Here is a 16,357-nt window from a genome sequence, read left to right as displayed (position 1 = left end):
ACCTCAAGCCCTGTCAACGTCATCCTTGACCATATCCGTGATCGTTCCGTGCACTTCTACGTTATCCGGGGTACACAAAAAAATGTCGTGCCCCAATTTCTGTATATTTCCGTTTACGGCGTACACGGTTCCACTCAAAAAGTCGACCATGCGGACTGCCTGCTCTTTGCGCATCCGCTGTAAGTTGACGACGACCGGCTTGCGGTTACGCAAATGATCGGCAATTTCTTGTGCTTCTTCATACGTTCGCGGTTCAAACAACACCAATTTTACGTTTTTTTGACTGTGTAGTGACACGACGTTTCCACTTTGCCGCCGTTTTCGGTCTTCTCTACGTTCTTCCTGTTCAGGTTCCTCGATTTCCTCGTAAATCTCTTCTTCTTCCTGAAGACCGAAATACCCCATAATGCGGTTGAACATATCCCGTCACTCTCCTTTCCCACTTCAAAAAGTCCTCAGCTTTCACGTCCGACTAACACGGACCCCAACCTGACCATCGTCGCTCCTTCTTCAATGGCGACCGTGTAATCGTTGGACATCCCCATCGACAGTTCCAGCTTTCCAACCTGCGGAAGTTCTAAACGGTAAAGTTGATCCCGCAGTGACCGCAATTCCCTGAACACGGGGCGCACCTCTTCTGGGTTGTCGACAAAAGGAGCCATCGTCATTAACCCTACGATTCGGATGTTCGACATTTCTGCCACTTCTTTTGCAAACTCCACTAATTCTGACGGGGCCAGACCGAATTTGCTCTTCTCCCCCGACACGTTGACTTGCAAAAGACAGTTCACGGTCATGGCGCGTTTTGCCGCACGTTTTTGTATTTCTTTAGCCAGAGAATGGCGGTCTAATGAGTGTATATATGTAAATCGGCCTAAGACGTTCTTCACTTTGTTGCTTTGCAAATGGCCGATGAAATGCCACGTTCCCCTTGACCCGAGCTTGTCGTATTTCGGTACAGCTTCCTGAACGCGGTTTTCGCCGATGTGTTCGATCCCCAAATCGAGGACAGCGCGTGTCGTGTCGATCCCGACGTATTTCGTCACGGCGATGAGCCTGACGTCTTCCGGTCTTCGACCGCTTCTACGGCAGGCGTCGGCGATCGTTGCCTTTACGCGTTCAATGTTGCGAGCAATTGTCTGACTGTCCACGTCTTACGATTCATCCTTTCTGATTCCGATCCAGGCTACCATGCGACCTGCCTTTTCACCGTCTCGCCGGTGGGAGAAAAACAGCCATTCTTCACAACTCGTACAAAAGTTTGTCACGGACATTCGACTGTTTTCGACGCCGGCTTGCCTCAAGATGTCCGCATTCGCCCGTTTTAAATCCAGCATGAACCGTCCATTGTCTTTGGGGTGCACGATGTCGTCGTCCAAGTCAGGGATTTGTTCCTTCAGCGCATCGACTACGCGATCGTCCACTTCGTAACAGCAGGAACCGATGGAAGGGCCAATCGCCACGCGAACGGACCCCGGGTCGGTCCCGAATTCCCGCTTCATCCGTTCCACCATTTCCCGGGCAATCCCGAGAACAGTCCCTCGCCAACCGGCATGGGCGACTCCGACGGCGCCACGATCGGAGTCCCAAAACAAGAGCGGGACACAGTCTGCGTAAAATGCAGTCAAAAGGATATCCCTTTCGTCCGTCACAAGCCCGTCAGCGGCTGGAATAGCCGTTTCGCGCTTGCGATTGCCGGCACCGCGCTCAGCCCGGGTCACCCGCACGACGTTTTTTCCGTGAACTTGCGTTGCACTCGTCCAAGCGTCGAGGGAAAACCCTAGCGCCCGTGCCAGTCTGTCGCGGTTCGGGACGACGGCGCGGGGGTCGTCCTGCTCCCGATGTAACCCGTAGTGCTGTCCTGCGCTCATGCCAGCGGCAAGTGTCGGGGATTCCTTAAGCCAATCCGAAATCACTGTCACAGGTATCCCCTGCACCTTTTCGTAACGAAATGGCTCCACAACCCATCCTCCTTCATTTCATATTACCACAACTCACCCGGTTGACAAATGTCCAAACAAAAAAACCTCTTGTGCAGAGGCTTTCAGTTTTTATGCCCATGTTTCGCCGTGATGACGGAGCGTTGGTAAAGTTTTTCTTCAGGGTCGTAGACGTCGTGGTTTGAAGGGATTCCCTGTAAGCGCACGAGGATGACATCGGAGCCGATCTTTACGATGTTGCGCCAAGGAATGACGTACTCCTCTCCTCCAAACAGACTGAATACTTTCGTAGACGCGGGCACTACGATGGCTTCAACGCGTCCCCGTTCGAGATCCAGCTCTAGATCGTTCACGTGCCCCAACTTTTTCCCGTCGTGAATGTTAACAACGTCTTTCGTTTGCAAGTCTGAAATTTTGATCACCGGATTCCCCCATTCCCGTTCATATGCTTTAGTATGAGTATATGAGACAAACGCCTGGGATGTACTTAAAAAACCGCCAGAGGGCGGCTAAGATGTCTTAATGTTTTTTTGCATTTGTTGGATGGCAGCTTTTTCGAGGCGGGAGACTTGCGCCTGAGAAATGCCGATTTCGTCTGCGACCTCCATCTGCGTTTTGCCGTCAAAAAATCGCATCGATAAAATCAATTTTTCCCTGTCGTTCAACTTGTGCATCGCTTCCCTCAGGGCAATTTCTTCTACCCACTGCACATCTTTGTTGCGTTCGTCACTAATTTGGTCCATCACGTAAATGGGATCTCCCCCGTCGTGGTATATCGGCTCAAACAGTGACACCGGATCTTGAATGGCATCTAGTGCGAACACGACATCTTCTTTCGGGACATTCAACTGTTCGGCAATTTCCTGTACCGTCGGTTCCCGCGAATGTTGGCTGGTCAATGTGTCCCGCACTTGCAAGGCTTTGTAGGCGATGTCCCGAAGAGAGCGCGAGACCCGAATCGGATTGTTGTCCCGAAGATAGCGACGGATCTCCCCAATAATCATCGGAACGGCGTATGTAGAAAATTTCACGTTTTGACTGAGGTCAAAGTTGTCGATCGCTTTCATCAAGCCGATGCACCCGACCTGAAACAGATCGTCCACATATTCGCCCCGGTTGTTGAATCGCTGTATGACACTTAACACTAAACGGAGGTTTCCGTTGACGAGTTTTTCGCGAGCCCATGTTTCTCCTGACTGTAATTTGCGGAAAAGCTCCCGCATTTCCTCGTTTTTCAAAACGGGAAGTTTGGACGTGTCCACCCCGCAGATCTCAACTTTGTTCCGTGTCACGATTCTCCCTCCTAAGGAGCAGCATTACTGAACAGTATCTCCTCGGGAAGGAAAATTATAAGTTCGCCTCCAATATCACACGTCATTGATTTTTTTAAAAAAGGCGAATGATCTTGCAGCAGGAAAATATACTTTAGCAATCACACCATACGGTTGAATTCTCTGCGCAGCCGTTTTAAAATCCGTTTTTCTAAACGCGAGATGTACGATTGTGAAATACCGAGCAGGTCGGCGACGTCTTTTTGTGTCATTTCTTCCCCGCCTTCCAGGCCGAAACGCAGTTTCATGATCGTCCGCTCGCGTTCGTTTAACGTCTCTAACGCCTTCTTTAAAATTTTTTTGTCTACTTCGTCTTCAATGTCGCGGTAAATCGTATCGCTCTCTGTTCCCATCACGTCGGACAACAGTAGCTCATTTCCGTCCAAGTCGATGTTTAGCGGCTCGTCGAAAGAGACTTCGGTCCGTATTTTGTTGTTGCGCCGCAAATACATTAAAATTTCGTTTTCAATGCAGCGCGACGCGTACGTCGCCAACTTGATCTTTTTTTCCGGATCGAACGTGTTCACCGCTTTGATTAAACCGATCGTGCCGATAGAGATCAAGTCTTCAATGTTAATCCCGGTGTTTTCAAACTTGCGAGCAATGTAGACGACGAGGCGCAAATTGCGCTCAATTAACACCGCGCGAACAGCGGCATCTCCTGACGGGAGCTTTTGCAGTAAATGTTCCTCTTCTTGCCTCGTTAAAGGAGGGGGCAGCGCTTCACTGCCGCCAATGTAGTAAATCTCTTCCGTTTTGATTCCCGTTAACAGTAAGAAGCGGTACCACCACAAATAAAAAAACCATTTCCACTTTAAGAACACTTTTATTCCCTCCTCCAATCGTTTAAACCGCTTCATCCACGCACGCCGGGTGTACAATCATTTGGTACGTGCCGTCAGAAGACAGCGGTCCACTGTCCAACCCGATGAGCACATCGTTGACACTAAACGTGCGCCCTTCCCGCACGACCTGAACCTTGTCCGGCTTCAACGCCAAGAGAAAGTCAGTTCCCCGCCTCACACTGCGGTAAGGGATCAGTTTCATCCGGGTCCCCCATTCAGGCGGAAGCCGTGACAAACCCGCGGTCACGTCGCGTTCTTTGACGGCTTTTTTTACGGGTGGGGGCAACAGAGGGGCGATTAATCTGTGTTCCGCTATCATCACCGGCGTCCGCGTGAACGGATCGCGGAGTTGATTGCCCGTGTCGATAAACCCTACCGTGCGTAGTCCTCGTTTCCCGATCTGGATCTCCACGTGTACGAGAAAGTGGTGAATGTCTTGCCTTTCGGCCAAAGATTTAAAGGTGAGTCGGGAGTAGAACCACACCAGCGGGAAAGCGAGGACCACGAACGTCCACGTCACCGGTGTTCCCATCCCACCGGACTGGGTTACCAGTAGACCGTTTAAAGCCTCTTGGTGATCGAGCAAAAAATAGTGTGCCGCGAACATGCCGCCTCCCACCACAAACGACGTGAAATAAAACACGCCCCAGTTGCGCAAAAAGGCAGGCCTACTGCGGTATCCGAACGCGACGAACACCATCAGGCACGACCATAACAATTTGACACCCCACGCAAACACCCACGATGCGACAGGAGCTAACATCATGACGGCATAGCACGCCCCGAGTACGGCGGCTACCGCTAACCGCCAATACGCGGTTTTCTGCTTGCGAATGGCCATCGTCAGCCAGAGGAGCAGAAAGTCCACGCAAAAATTGAGGAGAAAGACCATGTCCGCATACACCGTCATGTCCAAACTCCTCTCAAAAAGTGAAGGTGTAAACAGTATATACCCAATTCTATTTCGAAGGCTGTCAAAACATGCTAGTAGGCTGATAATTTTTTTCGTCGAACAGTGTACCTTTTTGTGTTGAAGTGTCATCAGTGAGGGGAGATTAGGAAGAAGGGGGCGTCCATGGACGCCATCTATGAAAAACGGTTCGCTTGGAGGGAAAACGCACTCGTCAAAAAAACGAGACGGTGCGCGGAAAGGGGTTGGTTCTGCAAGCATCAAGTAGCATACCTGAAGGTCATGAGCGCATTTTGGAAAAGGCAGCAGGGAGCCACTAACGCGTGCACTGACAGCGGAAGGTTTACCACGAATACACGATCTCTCCTCCGACTACAGTCATTTCAGTTTTTGCGTCTAACAGGACGTCCGGATCTGGTTCGTCCACAATATCGTGGGAGAGGACGACAAAATCGGCCAGTTTGCCTGGTTCAAGTGTGCCCTTCACATCCAGTTCGCCGCTGGCGTAAGCCCCTCCCCTCGTATAAAGGTGGATCGCCTCCATGCGGCTGAGGCGCTGTTCCTTAAAAAAACCTTCATGTTCCACTCCAGGCGCCCGCCTCGTTTCCGCTGCGTGAACACCTAACAGTGGGTTGAGGGGTTCAACTGGAGCGTCAGATCCCCCGCTAACGGAATTCCAGCGTCCATGAGCGTCTTCCACGCGTAAGACCACTTCAGGCGAGAATCTCCCAGTCTCTCTTTCACCCAAGGCAAGTCGCTGACGACAAACCGCGGTTGAATATCGGCGACGACATGGCTTTTTTTCATCCGTGTGACAAGGTCGGGACGAATCACTTGCACGTGGATGAGCCGGTCAGGAAACGACAGCGAAGGGACGCGTTCCAACGCGGAGAGGATCTGTTCCAGTGCCGCATCCCCGATGGCGTGAACAGCGACGGCCAAGCCCTGTCTGCGCGCTTTTTGAATCAGCTCAAGCATCACGCCGTGACAGTGTACGCGTACGCCCGTCTGGTCCGGTGCATCAGCGTAAGGTTCAGACAGCCAAGCCCCTCTTCCGCCCAAAGAACCGTCTGCAAAAATTTTCATCGCTCCAACCTTTATCCAGTCGTCCCCGTATCCCGTCGACCAGTTGCGTTTACACAACTCGTTCAACCCGTCGTGGTGGATGAGAAGATGGCAACGCAGCCGATAAGCACTGGGCCCTATCAGCCGTCGATAAATCGACCACGTCTGGTCCACTCCCCCGGCATAACGGATATCTTCCGTATGCACACTCGTCAGGCCGAGCTTGTGAGCTTCAAGGATCGCCAGCTGTGTCGCTTTTTCCAGTTGGTGCTTCGTCATCTCCGGCACGTGCCGCTTCATCATTTCCGCCGCTTTTTCCAACAAAAATCCGTTCGGTTCTCCGCCTTCCGTGCGCAAAATTTTTCCACCCGGGGGATCAGCCCTCAATCGATCCATTCCGGCCATTTTCAATGCCAACGAATTGACGACGACGACATGGGTACAGACGCGAATGAGCACGATCGGATGCACTTGCGACAACGCATCGAGGTCAAAGCGGTTGAGCATATCTCCGCCACTGAGATGGTTATCGTCCCATCCCATTCCGACGATCCACTCACCCGGAGGGGTGTGTGCCACTTTCTCTTTCAACCGGCGAATGAGTTCTGCCCGGTCGGTCACGTCTTCCAACGAAAGTCGCAGCAACTTCATCCCGTATCCGATGAGATGGGCGTGGCTGTCGATCCATCCCGGAACGACGGTCTTTCCACCCAAATCTACTCGCTTCACCCCGTGACGGCCAAACTGAAGCTCTAACTCGTGCGCACTCCCGACGGCCAATATGCGCTCGTCCCTCGCAACGAGGGCTTCCGCGATCGTTCCATTTGAATCCAGGGTCGCAATTTTTCCCCCCGTGAACAGTACGTCACCCACCAAAAACTCCTCCCATGTAAAAACAGCCCAAATGAGGCTGTTTTTAGTCACAACGCGGCCTTGTACCGAATTATTTGTTACGCCGATTCCGTAAAAACGTCGGAATGTCCAGATTGTCATCCGGCTTGTTGAACGGCCTGATATTCAGTTCGTGGTTGTCGTTGACACTTCGGGTGCGTTGGAACTGGGGCTTGCTCGGCTTTGCCTGCCCCTGTTCTTGATGTTCAAAACCAGTCGCGATGACCGTCACGAGTATTTCGTCTTTTAAATCTTCGTTAATGACGGCACCGAATATCATGTTGACCTCCGGGTCCGAAGCCGAGGAGACGATGTCTGCCGCTTCGTTGACTTCGTACAAACTGAGATTGGTGCCCCCGGTGATGTTCATCAACACGCCGCGCGCCCCGTCGATGGATGTCTCCAACAGGGGACTGCAGATCGCTTTTTTGGCCGCTTCAGCCGCCCGGTTCTCTCCCGTGGCCATGCCGATTCCCATCAGTGCCGAGCCGCGCTCGGTCATGATCGTCTTCACGTCGGCGAAGTCGAGATTGATGAGTCCAGGAACGGCAATCAAGTCAGAAATGCCTTGTACACCTTGCCTGAGAACATTGTCAGCTTCACGGAAAGCCTCCAACATCGGCGTATTTTTGTCCACAATTTCCAAAAGACGGTCGTTCGGAATGACGATGAGCGTATCGACTTTGTCTTTCAACGCCACAATCCCGTTTTCCGCTTGCTGTGAACGGCGACGTCCCTCAAACGTAAACGGTCGAGTGACGACGCCCACCGTCAACGCTCCCACCTCCCGGGCGACTTCTGCAATGACCGGTGCCGCTCCTGTACCCGTTCCACCGCCCATTCCGGCCGTCACGAATACCATGTCCGCACCCTTTAACGCGTTCTCGATACTCTCCCGTGATTCTTCTGCCGCTTTCTTCCCGATTTCCGGATTGGCACCAGCCCCCAGTCCCCGGGTCAACTTGTCTCCAATTTGCAGTTTCGTTTCAGCCAGTGAACGGTTCAGCGCCTGAGCATCCGTATTGACGGCGATGAACTCGACACCTTTCACGTCGCTGTCAATCATTCGGTTCACGGCGTTGCTGCCCCCGCCACCGACACCGATGACTTTTATTTGCGCGACTTGTTCAACATCCATTTCGAACTCTAACATCGTCGTTCCCCCTCGCAGTCAGTCTCCAAAATCCATTAAATAAATTCGCTCAGCCAACTCTTGACCCGCTGCAAAAACGGTTCCTTCCGACGAACCGTCCGTCTTGTTTTTTTCTTCTGTCCGCCTGTGGACGAGCGCGTGGATCCCGGCTGTTGCTTGAGCGCGAAGCGTATGACACCGACCCCGCTCGTGTAAGACGGGTCCCGCACTCCGACATCGTCCGGTTCAGCGACGCGGACGGAATTCGCCAGCGTATTCCGGGCGACTTTAATCGTCCCGGCTAAAGACATCACCCCTCCTGTCAGGACATACCCTCCCGCAGGAGGCTCCCTGTAACCCATTTGCTCTAATTCCTGCCGGATCAAAACAAACATTTCCTCGACCCGCGGTTCAATAATTTCCGCGAGATCTACTTGGTTGTACTCCTGCTCTTCGTTGCTTCCAATGCGGGAAACTTTAAACTGAATATCTCGTGAGGCGTCTTCGATCAAGGCACACCCGTATTTGACTTTAATTCTCTCAGCTATATCGAACTGCGTGTGAAAGCCGATAGATACGTCATTCGTTATGTATTCCCCGCCGATCGGTATAACCCGTGAAGCCACCAAGTTTCCCTGTTCAAAAACGGCGATCGTCGTCGTCCCTGCCCCGATGTCGGCCAGTACAACACCGAGCTGTTTTTCGTCTTTTGACAGAGCCACCTCACTACTGGCGAGCGGCAGCAAATAGATTCCGGCAACGCCCAGTTCCGCTTTCTCGATACAGCGGATCACGTTGTGCAAGATCGTCTTAGACCCTGTAATGACGGTGGCCTCAACTTCCAAACGAACGCCAATCATCCCGCGCGGGTCTTGGATGTCGCCAAGCCCGTCTACTAAAAATTGTTTTGGTACGACATCGATGATTTCTCGCTCGGGCGGTATGGCAATGACACGGGATGCTTGCAACACCCGTTCAATGTCTTTTTGCCTAATTTCCCGGTCGTCACTGGAGACAGCGACGACCCCGTGACTGGCATGCAGTTCGATGTCATTCCCTGATATGCCCACGTACACTTCATCAATGTCAATTCCGACCATTTGTTCCGCTTGATTGACAGCTTCGCGAATGGAATGAACGGTTTGATCGATGTCGACAATGGCTCCTTTTTTGATTCCCCGGGACTCGGCAGTGCCTACACCGACAATCTGGATCGTTCCGTCGTTTATTTCTCCAATAATGGCGCGGACTTTGGATGATCCCATGTCCAAACTCACGATAAACTCACTGCTCAACCGGTGGCACCTCCTCTGCATCCCACTTTAAAGACCGATATGTGTTTATTTCCACAGATCATCGAGCAATTCCTTTTTTCTGTGCAAATTTTGCAGTGGAAAATATTACGTCGATCGTTATTCTAACTCTACCGTATCTTTAGCGGATTGGGAAGAGTTTATTGGGAGAAGGCTCGCTTTTACACGGGCTCTCCTTTTGAAAACGGAAAACGCGACGTTCAAGTTTCTATTTCTCCCCCTTCTGCCACCTATTGCTCTGTATCGACGAAAAAGGGGCATTTTTCAAGAATTTTGGGCACATTTTACGGCTGTCTCGTATCGTCTGCTTCACTCCCCTGCTCCTCGTCTCGCGTGTCTTCTTTAACGTAAGGTTCAAACCACCCGAAGTCTTCGCTGTACGTCATGTGCACAATACCTCTTGCATCGTCAGGAATAAACTTTCGGTATTGGGCAATGTTGTCGCGGAAAGTGGAGATACGCGTAATAACTTCATTCCCTTCATCAGTGAAAACGCGCACTTCGTCATCGTACAAGTCACTCTCATGTGGGTGAATTTCCGAAAGCGTACGCAGCGTTTCTGGTTCAACTTTTGCCAGTTCCTGGCTGAGGGCTTTCACCTTCGACACGTCCTCCCACCCGCGAAGCAGGGGCTTGTCCACTTTTCCATCCCACGGTTCGTCTAAAACAGAACCGTTCTCTAAAACGGGGTGCAACCGGTCGACGGAACCGTCATCTGCATGAAGCCACAAGGCAACCCGCCGCCACTCACTGAGGGTGATGACCACTTTCCCAGGAAAAATCTTTGTGACTGCCACATCTTTTACTTGCGGATATTTCCTAAGTCTCTCCTCCGCTTTCTCCCGGTCCCATTCGAAAAACTGCACGCCAGGTGCTAATGACACTTGTGCTGCAATCTCGTTTTCTTCCAACGTCTCTTGACCTTTTATCTCAATGTGTTGAATTTTGCTCAGCGGGGATTGAAAGAATAGCAACACGAGGGCGGATATAAAAAAGAAAAGGATAAACCCAATCGCCCAACGGTTCGGATGGGTCACTTTTGCTTTTTTTTCTCGAAAGGGAGGAATGGAGGCAGGCACTTTTACCGGCTCCTCTTTATATCATCGCTTTGATACGATATTATTTTAACAGATCTCACAGTCGTGCAAAAGGCAGAACACCTCATAAAACTGACACTTTCGTTTACTCTTCGCCTGCCACCTGAACTTCCGTTTGCAGTTCGACGCCGAATTTATCTTTTACGATTTGTTGTATGTGGGAAATTAACGCCAGGACGTCCTCTGCCGTCGCTTCTCCGCGATTGATGATGAAGTTGGCGTGAAGCTCAGACACTTCTGCATCCCCGATTCGATACCCTTTTAACCCTGCAGATTCGATTAAGTTTCCGGCGTAATCTCCCGGTGGGTTGCGAAAGACACTGCCGGCACAAGGGTATTGAATAGGCTGTGTGCGGCTCCGCCTCTGTTTGTAGGCTCGTACATTCGCCATAATTTCCTCGGCGTTGCCGGGGGTTAGGCGGAAGGTTGCCTCTGTTACGATGCCGGGTTTGTCTTCTTGAAGGGCGCTCGTGCGGTAGCGAAACTTCAAATCTTCCGCCGTCATGATCTCCCACTCCCCCGTGTCCAGCATCACTTCGGCGGAGACGAGGATTCTCGAGACGTCCGACCCGTGGGCTCCTGCGTTCATGTAGACAGCACCGCCTACCGTGCCAGGAATTCCGACTCCGAATTCCAATCCGGTCAAACCGGCCTTCGCCGTTTTGCCAGCCAGGCCCACGAAAGAGTACCCGCCTCCCGCGGTGACTTGAACGCCATCGATCGTCACGTGGTCCAGTCCATCCCCTAACTTGATGACGGCACCGCGAATGCCGGCATCCCTCACTAACAAATTAGACCCCCGCCCTATGGCGCGCCACGGAATCCCTTCCTGGTAGAGGATGTGCATCGCCTTTTGCAACTCATCTTTACTTTTGGGGTAAACAAACACATCGGCAGGCCCTCCGATCCGCCACGTTGTGTGGTGAGCCAAGGGCTCATCGGCCGTCACACGCGAGACGCCTGCCTGGCGCAACAGCTGCACAATCTTTTGCACGGGTACGAACCTCCTTTGTCCACCGCTCACACGGTCGGCAACGTCAAGCGAGGCATACTGCATTTTATGCTTGGCTTTTCGTAATCGTGACAGCAGCCCTTTGAGACTGATCAGATTAGTGAACGCCTCGCTTGTTCACTAACTTGTCCAACTCTTCTACGATCCGGCCGGCAGCTTGCGGCTGCCCCAGTTTAGCGGCCGCTTGGCGCATCGCCTCCCGTCGGCTTTGGTGCTCCATCACCTCGCGAATCTCTCGCCACAGCGTGTCTGCGGAAAGTTCCCGCTCCAGTATCACTCTGGCGGCCCCTTGTTTTTCCAGCCAGCGGGCGTTGGCCTCCTGGTGATTGTTAGTGACATAGGGTGACGGGATCAAAATCGAAGGCAATCCGAGTGCCGTTATTTCGGCCAACGTCGACGCCCCCGCCCGGTTCACGACAAGACTGGAGGCTGCCAACACTTCCGGCATGTTGTAAATGTACGGCTTGACGATCAGCTGACGGCTTGACACGTCGCCCAATTGACGGGATACGTCCTCATAGTGAACGTTTCCCGTGACGTACACGACGTAAAACGCATCTTGTTCCAGGATGCGCGGCGCCATGTGAACGACCGCTTCATTGATGGGGCGAGCCCCTCTGCTTCCCCCGACGACAAGGACGATCGGTTTCGTGTCATCCTTCGCGATCCCGAGCGACGTACGCCCGTTCACCTTACTGGCGGCAGCCACTTCCGACGCCCGCGGATTGCCAGTGTGAACGAGACAGGCTGCCCTTTTAAAATATTGTTCCGAACCTTCAAAACTGACGGCGACGACATCGGCGTAACGAGCTAAAAACTTGTTCGTCAACCCGGGAATGACATTTTGTTCGTGGATTAAAGTGGGAATTCCCAACTTGTGTGCCGCGTAGACGACAGGCCCGCACACGTATCCGCCTGTCCCGATCACCACATCTGGCGCAAAGGACTGGATCAATCGCTTAGACCGACGTGTCGCCTGCACAAACTTTTTCACTGTCCGCACGTTGTCCCATGACAGTTGACGCCGAAACCCTTGTACATTCACGCATTCAAACGGAATTCCCGCTTTCGGCACAATGTCGGCTTCCAGCCCCTCCTCCGTCCCTATGTAACACATCTCATGATCCCGTGAGCGCCTTTCCAGTTCACGGGCCATGGCAAGGGCGGGGTATATGTGTCCGCCGGTTCCGCCGCCGGTTAACAGTACGCGCAAACTAACCACCCTTTTCCGCTTAGACACTAGTGCCTGAACGGGCACCACCAAGCGAACAGTCAATGTCCTCATTATACATAATTTGCGGCCGTAAACGAAATGGCTAGCGAGTGTGACGGGATATGTTTAAGAGTACCCCGATTGAGAGCATCGTCAACGTGAGGGATGATCCGCCGTAACTTAACAAGGGCAACGTAATCCCGGTCACGGGAAAGACTCCCGTCACGACCCCTATGTTCATAATCGCTTGAATGCCAATTTGTCCGGTGACGCCGACTGCCATCAACGTGCCGGGCAAATCCGGAGCTCGAAAGGCGATGTGCAAACCGCGCCAGACGACAATCGCAAAGAGAATGATAACGGTCGCGCCTCCTAAAAACCCCAACTCTTCCGCTGTAACCGAAAAAATAAAGTCGGTCTGCGGCTCCGGCAGGTAGAGGTGCTTTTGTTTACTCATGCCGTAGCCTACCCCATCAGCCCTCCCGGACCGATTGCGTACAGCGATTGGATAATCTGGTAACCTGAGCCGAGGGGGTCTTGCCACGGGTCGATAAACCCGGTTATGCGCTGAATGCGGTAAGGAGCCGACACAATTAACGCGACTAAACCGACCACCCCTAACCCGATCAGTGCCAGCATGTGTTTCACACGCATGCCGGCCACGAATACCATCAATAAACCCGACGCGAACAAGACACTTCCCGTCCCCAGGTCCGGTTGCAGCATGATCAGGGCGAAAGCCAAAGTGAGAACGGCAAGTGCCGGGAGCAGTCCGGCAGTAAAACGCGTTAATTTGCGCTGGTGATCAGCGAGCCAGTGGGCTAAAAAGACGATCATGGCCAACTTCGTGAATTCCGACGGCTGGATGCTAAATGCCCCGATTCCCAGCCAACTGCGGGCTCCGTTGCGCAAAATGCCTACACCGGGAATGAGGACGACGACGAGCAAAATAAAACATGCGATGAGAGCCGGTTTAGACCACTTTCGGAATGCGCCGTAGTCGATGCGCAGCACCCACATCATAGCCAAAACGCCCAGAACGGCGAACAACGACTGCCGCTTGGCGTAAAAAAGGGAGTCGTCAAAATGGTGATAAGCGATCACGGCACTGGCACTGTACACCATTAAAACACCGATCAACAGCAACAGTCCCGTGGCTGCCATCAGCCACATGTCGGGAGGTTTTTGTCCCTCAGGCATCACAAGGCCACCCTTCGACAGACTGTTCAAAACGGCAAGGAACAGCCCATAAAGCTAGTCCTTGTTAAAGCCTATGCACAGCTTGTTTAAACATGCCTCCCCTTTCTTCAAACGACGTAAACTGGTCCCAGCTGGCACAGCCGGGGGACAAGAGGACCGTGTCGCCGGGTCGGGCAATGTGACTGGACTCGCGAACCGCCTCCTCCAAACGGTCAACCCGTTTGACGACGGGGACACGCGCCTCGACACCCCGCTGCAGCAAGATGTCACCCGTTTGACCGTAAACGACGAGGCCGTAAAGCCGTTCCCGAAACACAGGTACCAGTTCGCGAAAGTCTACGCCGCGATCTAAACCTCCGGCAATGAGCACAACCGGGGCACTGAACGATTCCAAAGAGCGAATCGTGGCCGTAGGATTCGTCGCCTTGGAATCGTTGTAATAGCGTACCCCGTCCCGTTCGCGGACGAACTCCAATCGGTGTTCCACCCCTTTAAAGCGGCGCAGTGTCTCAGAAATGGCCGCTGTCGTACAGCCGCACTGTTTAGCAATCACGACCGCCGCCAGGACATTCTCCAAGTTGTGCCCGCCCGGCAACGCCACTTCTTCTACAGGCAGTATCCGTTCGCTCTTCCCGTTCGAGTCGTGAAAGTAAATCCACCCTGAGCGCACATCAGCCCCTTGTTCGACGCGTTGCCGCCGTGAAAAAGTAAACACGGTGGCGTTCACTTCCGGAATCAGTTCCGCGCTCCTTGGGCAGTCAGCGTTAATGACGGCCATATCGTCTCCCGTTTGATTGGCAAACAGCTTTTGTTTCGATGCGATGTAGTCGTCCATCGTGACGTGGTAATCGAGGTGGGCGGGGACGATATTTAAAAGGGCCGCCACGCGCGGCTGGAACCGAACAGTCCCTTTCAGTTGAAAACTGCTCAACTCCGCCACGATCCATTCCCGTTCATGCGTCTTATGGGCGACTTCTGTCAAAGCTTGTCCGATGTTTCCCGTCACGACGTGGCGAATCCCGCCCGCTTTTAACATTTCGCCGACGAGGGTCGTGGTTGTCGTCTTGCCGTTGGACCCCGTGATCCCGACAAACGGGCTCTGGGTGAACAAATACGCGATCTCCACTTCCGTCACGACGGGAATCTGTCGTCGCAACGCTTGTTGGATGGGAGGGATGCTGTACGGTATGCCCGGGTTTTTGACGACGCAGTCCAGTTTTTCGTGAATGAGGTCAGGAGGGTGACCGCCGCACACGACACGCACGCCCAACTGTTCCAGTTCGGCCGCTTCCGGTGCATCCCGGCGCTCTTTCCTGTCGTTCACCGTGACATGGGCACCAGCCTGGTGCAGCAGCTTTGCAGCCGCGACGCCGCTCCGGGCCAGTCCGAGCACGAGCACTCGTTTGCCCGACCAGTCTAGCTGTAACGTCATCCCTTCACCCCCAGTAACAACCCGACGGCGGCGAACAGAAACCCTACCGCCCAGAACGTCGCCACTACGCGCCACTCCGACCAGCCGGCCAACTCGAAATGATGGTGAATGGGACTCATGCGAAAAATGCGTTTACCCCGCAGTTTAAACGACATCACCTGCAACATGACCGACAGCGTTTCAATGACGAACACACCGCCGATCACGATTAACAACAGTTCAGATTTGGTCAGCACTGCCGTCGCGGCAAGCCCTCCTCCCAGGGCGAGAGAGCCGGTATCCCCCATAAACACACGGGCCGGGTGGGCGTTGAAAACGAGAAAACCGAGCAATGCGCCGACGACGGCAACAGAAAACAGCGCCACCGTGTACTGACTGAACATCAGGCCAATGACCGCAAACGCCCCGAAGGCGATGGCAGCCGTACCGGCCAACAGGCCGTCTAACCCGTCCGTCAAGTTGACGGCATTGCTCGTCGCCAACATGATGAGGGCAAGAAAGGGAAAATACAGCCATCCTAAATCAATGGACCAATCCGTCCCCGGCACCGAAAGATCAGTCGAAAACCCATTTCGGATGAGAATCCAGTACAAGCCGCCGGCGACGATGAGTTGTGCGGCCAATTTTTGTTTAGCCGTCAACCCGAGGGAACGTTTTAACGCTATTTTGATAAAGTCATCCAAAAAACCGATCGCTCCGTAACCTAACGTAGCAAACAGCAGGATCCACCATTCGGTGTTGCGCTGTACAAATGCGAGAGATGTCAACGTCAAGGAAAGTAAAATAATAATTCCGCCCATTGTCGGCGTTCCCGCTTTTTTGTAATGAGCTCTCGGCCCTTCTTCCCGTATGCTCTGCCCAAACTTCAGCCGCCGCAGAACTGGAATAAACAGGGGAGAGACCAGTACTGTTATGAGGAATGAGACGACAATCGGTATCAAAATTTCGCGCACGTCCATAGGGACCAAACCTCCTA

The 16,357-nt window shown here is 53.0% G+C and carries 14 protein-coding genes and 2 pseudogenes; all 16 read right to left on the bottom strand.

What is annotated here, in order from left to right:
- Nucleotides 1–3: 3 nt before the first annotated feature.
- Complete coding sequence (locus B0W44_RS06745) at nucleotides 4–420, bottom strand: cell division protein SepF (protein WP_077719393.1); 417 nt, start codon at nucleotides 418–420, stop codon at nucleotides 4–6.
- 35 nt (nucleotides 421–455) lie between these two features.
- Nucleotides 456–1,151, bottom strand: coding sequence for a YggS family pyridoxal phosphate-dependent enzyme (locus B0W44_RS06740; RefSeq protein WP_077719392.1), 696 nt, complete (start codon nucleotides 1,149–1,151; stop codon nucleotides 456–458).
- A gap of 3 nt (nucleotides 1,152–1,154) precedes the next feature.
- Nucleotides 1,155–1,961, bottom strand: a complete 807-nt coding sequence (pgeF, locus tag B0W44_RS06735) for a peptidoglycan editing factor PgeF (protein ID WP_077719391.1) — start codon at nucleotides 1,959–1,961, stop codon at nucleotides 1,155–1,157.
- 83 nt (nucleotides 1,962–2,044) lie between these two features.
- On the bottom strand, nucleotides 2,045–2,359 hold the full coding sequence (locus B0W44_RS06730; protein WP_077721279.1) for a YlmC/YmxH family sporulation protein: 315 nt from the start codon (nucleotides 2,357–2,359) through the stop codon (nucleotides 2,045–2,047).
- 90 nt (nucleotides 2,360–2,449) lie between these two features.
- Entirely contained in the window at nucleotides 2,450–3,232 is a 783-nt protein-coding gene (gene sigG / locus B0W44_RS06725; RefSeq protein ID WP_077719390.1) for an RNA polymerase sporulation sigma factor SigG, read from the bottom strand.
- Nucleotides 3,233–3,372: 140 nt separating this feature from the next.
- Entirely contained in the window at nucleotides 3,373–4,095 is a 723-nt protein-coding gene (gene sigE / locus B0W44_RS06720; protein WP_077719389.1) for an RNA polymerase sporulation sigma factor SigE, read from the bottom strand.
- Nucleotides 4,096–4,117: 22 nt separating this feature from the next.
- Nucleotides 4,118–5,026, bottom strand: a complete 909-nt coding sequence (spoIIGA, locus tag B0W44_RS06715; RefSeq protein ID WP_169835457.1) for a sigma-E processing peptidase SpoIIGA — start codon at nucleotides 5,024–5,026, stop codon at nucleotides 4,118–4,120.
- 343 nt (nucleotides 5,027–5,369) lie between these two features.
- Nucleotides 5,370–7,084: pseudogene (locus tag B0W44_RS06705) on the bottom strand (amidohydrolase).
- Nucleotides 7,035–8,135, bottom strand: a complete 1,101-nt coding sequence (ftsZ, locus tag B0W44_RS06700; protein WP_077719385.1) for a cell division protein FtsZ — start codon at nucleotides 8,133–8,135, stop codon at nucleotides 7,035–7,037. The pseudogene B0W44_RS06705 and the gene ftsZ overlap by 50 nt, the downstream one beginning before the upstream one ends.
- 35 nt (nucleotides 8,136–8,170) lie before the next feature.
- Complete coding sequence (gene ftsA / locus B0W44_RS06695) at nucleotides 8,171–9,430, bottom strand: cell division protein FtsA (protein WP_077719384.1); 1,260 nt, start codon at nucleotides 9,428–9,430, stop codon at nucleotides 8,171–8,173.
- Between the two features lie 281 nt (nucleotides 9,431–9,711).
- Nucleotides 9,712–10,506 (bottom strand): cell division protein FtsQ/DivIB, encoded by a 795-nt coding sequence (locus B0W44_RS06690; RefSeq protein ID WP_077719383.1) that lies wholly within the window; start codon nucleotides 10,504–10,506, stop codon nucleotides 9,712–9,714.
- A 103-nt stretch (nucleotides 10,507–10,609) separates the two neighbouring features.
- Nucleotides 10,610–11,518: a UDP-N-acetylmuramate dehydrogenase gene (murB, locus tag B0W44_RS06685; RefSeq protein ID WP_077719382.1), complete on the bottom strand. Its 909-nt coding sequence runs from the start codon at nucleotides 11,516–11,518 to the stop codon at nucleotides 10,610–10,612.
- A 115-nt stretch (nucleotides 11,519–11,633) separates the two neighbouring features.
- Nucleotides 11,634–12,749, bottom strand: a complete 1,116-nt coding sequence (gene murG, locus B0W44_RS06680) for an undecaprenyldiphospho-muramoylpentapeptide beta-N-acetylglucosaminyltransferase (RefSeq protein WP_077719381.1) — start codon at nucleotides 12,747–12,749, stop codon at nucleotides 11,634–11,636.
- A gap of 103 nt (nucleotides 12,750–12,852) precedes the next feature.
- Nucleotides 12,853–13,949 (bottom strand): annotated as a pseudogene (gene spoVE / locus B0W44_RS06675) (stage V sporulation protein E).
- Nucleotides 13,950–14,013: 64 nt separating this feature from the next.
- Nucleotides 14,014–15,381: a UDP-N-acetylmuramoyl-L-alanine--D-glutamate ligase gene (gene murD / locus B0W44_RS06670; protein WP_077719380.1), complete on the bottom strand. Its 1,368-nt coding sequence runs from the start codon at nucleotides 15,379–15,381 to the stop codon at nucleotides 14,014–14,016.
- Nucleotides 15,378–16,340: a phospho-N-acetylmuramoyl-pentapeptide-transferase gene (mraY, locus tag B0W44_RS06665; protein WP_077719379.1), complete on the bottom strand. Its 963-nt coding sequence runs from the start codon at nucleotides 16,338–16,340 to the stop codon at nucleotides 15,378–15,380. Before mraY ends, murD begins: the two co-directional genes overlap by 4 nt.
- Nucleotides 16,341–16,357 lie beyond the last annotated feature (17 nt).

Source organism: Novibacillus thermophilus (assembly GCF_002005165.1).
GTDB lineage: Bacteria > Bacillota > Bacilli > Thermoactinomycetales > Novibacillaceae > Novibacillus > Novibacillus thermophilus.
This window is presented reverse-complemented; position numbering and strand designations above follow the sequence as displayed.

What these genes read in the sequence shown, in the direction of transcription:
- spoIIGA (WP_169835457.1), bottom strand. Translation starts at nt 5,026, where the DNA reads ATGACGGTGTATGCGGACATGGTCTTTCTCCTCAATTTTTGCGTGGAC.
- ftsZ (WP_077719385.1), bottom strand. Translation starts at nt 8,135, where the DNA reads ATGTTAGAGTTCGAAATGGATGTTGAACAAGTCGCGCAAATAAAAGTC.
- ftsA (WP_077719384.1), bottom strand. Translation starts at nt 9,430, where the DNA reads ATGCAGAGGAGGTGCCACCGGTTGAGCAGTGAGTTTATCGTGAGTTTG.
- mraY (WP_077719379.1), bottom strand. Translation starts at nt 16,340, where the DNA reads ATGGACGTGCGCGAAATTTTGATACCGATTGTCGTCTCATTCCTCATA.
- murD (WP_077719380.1), bottom strand. Translation starts at nt 15,381, where the DNA reads ATGACGTTACAGCTAGACTGGTCGGGCAAACGAGTGCTCGTGCTCGGA.
- B0W44_RS06745 (WP_077719393.1), bottom strand. Translation starts at nt 420, where the DNA reads ATGTTCAACCGCATTATGGGGTATTTCGGTCTTCAGGAAGAAGAAGAG.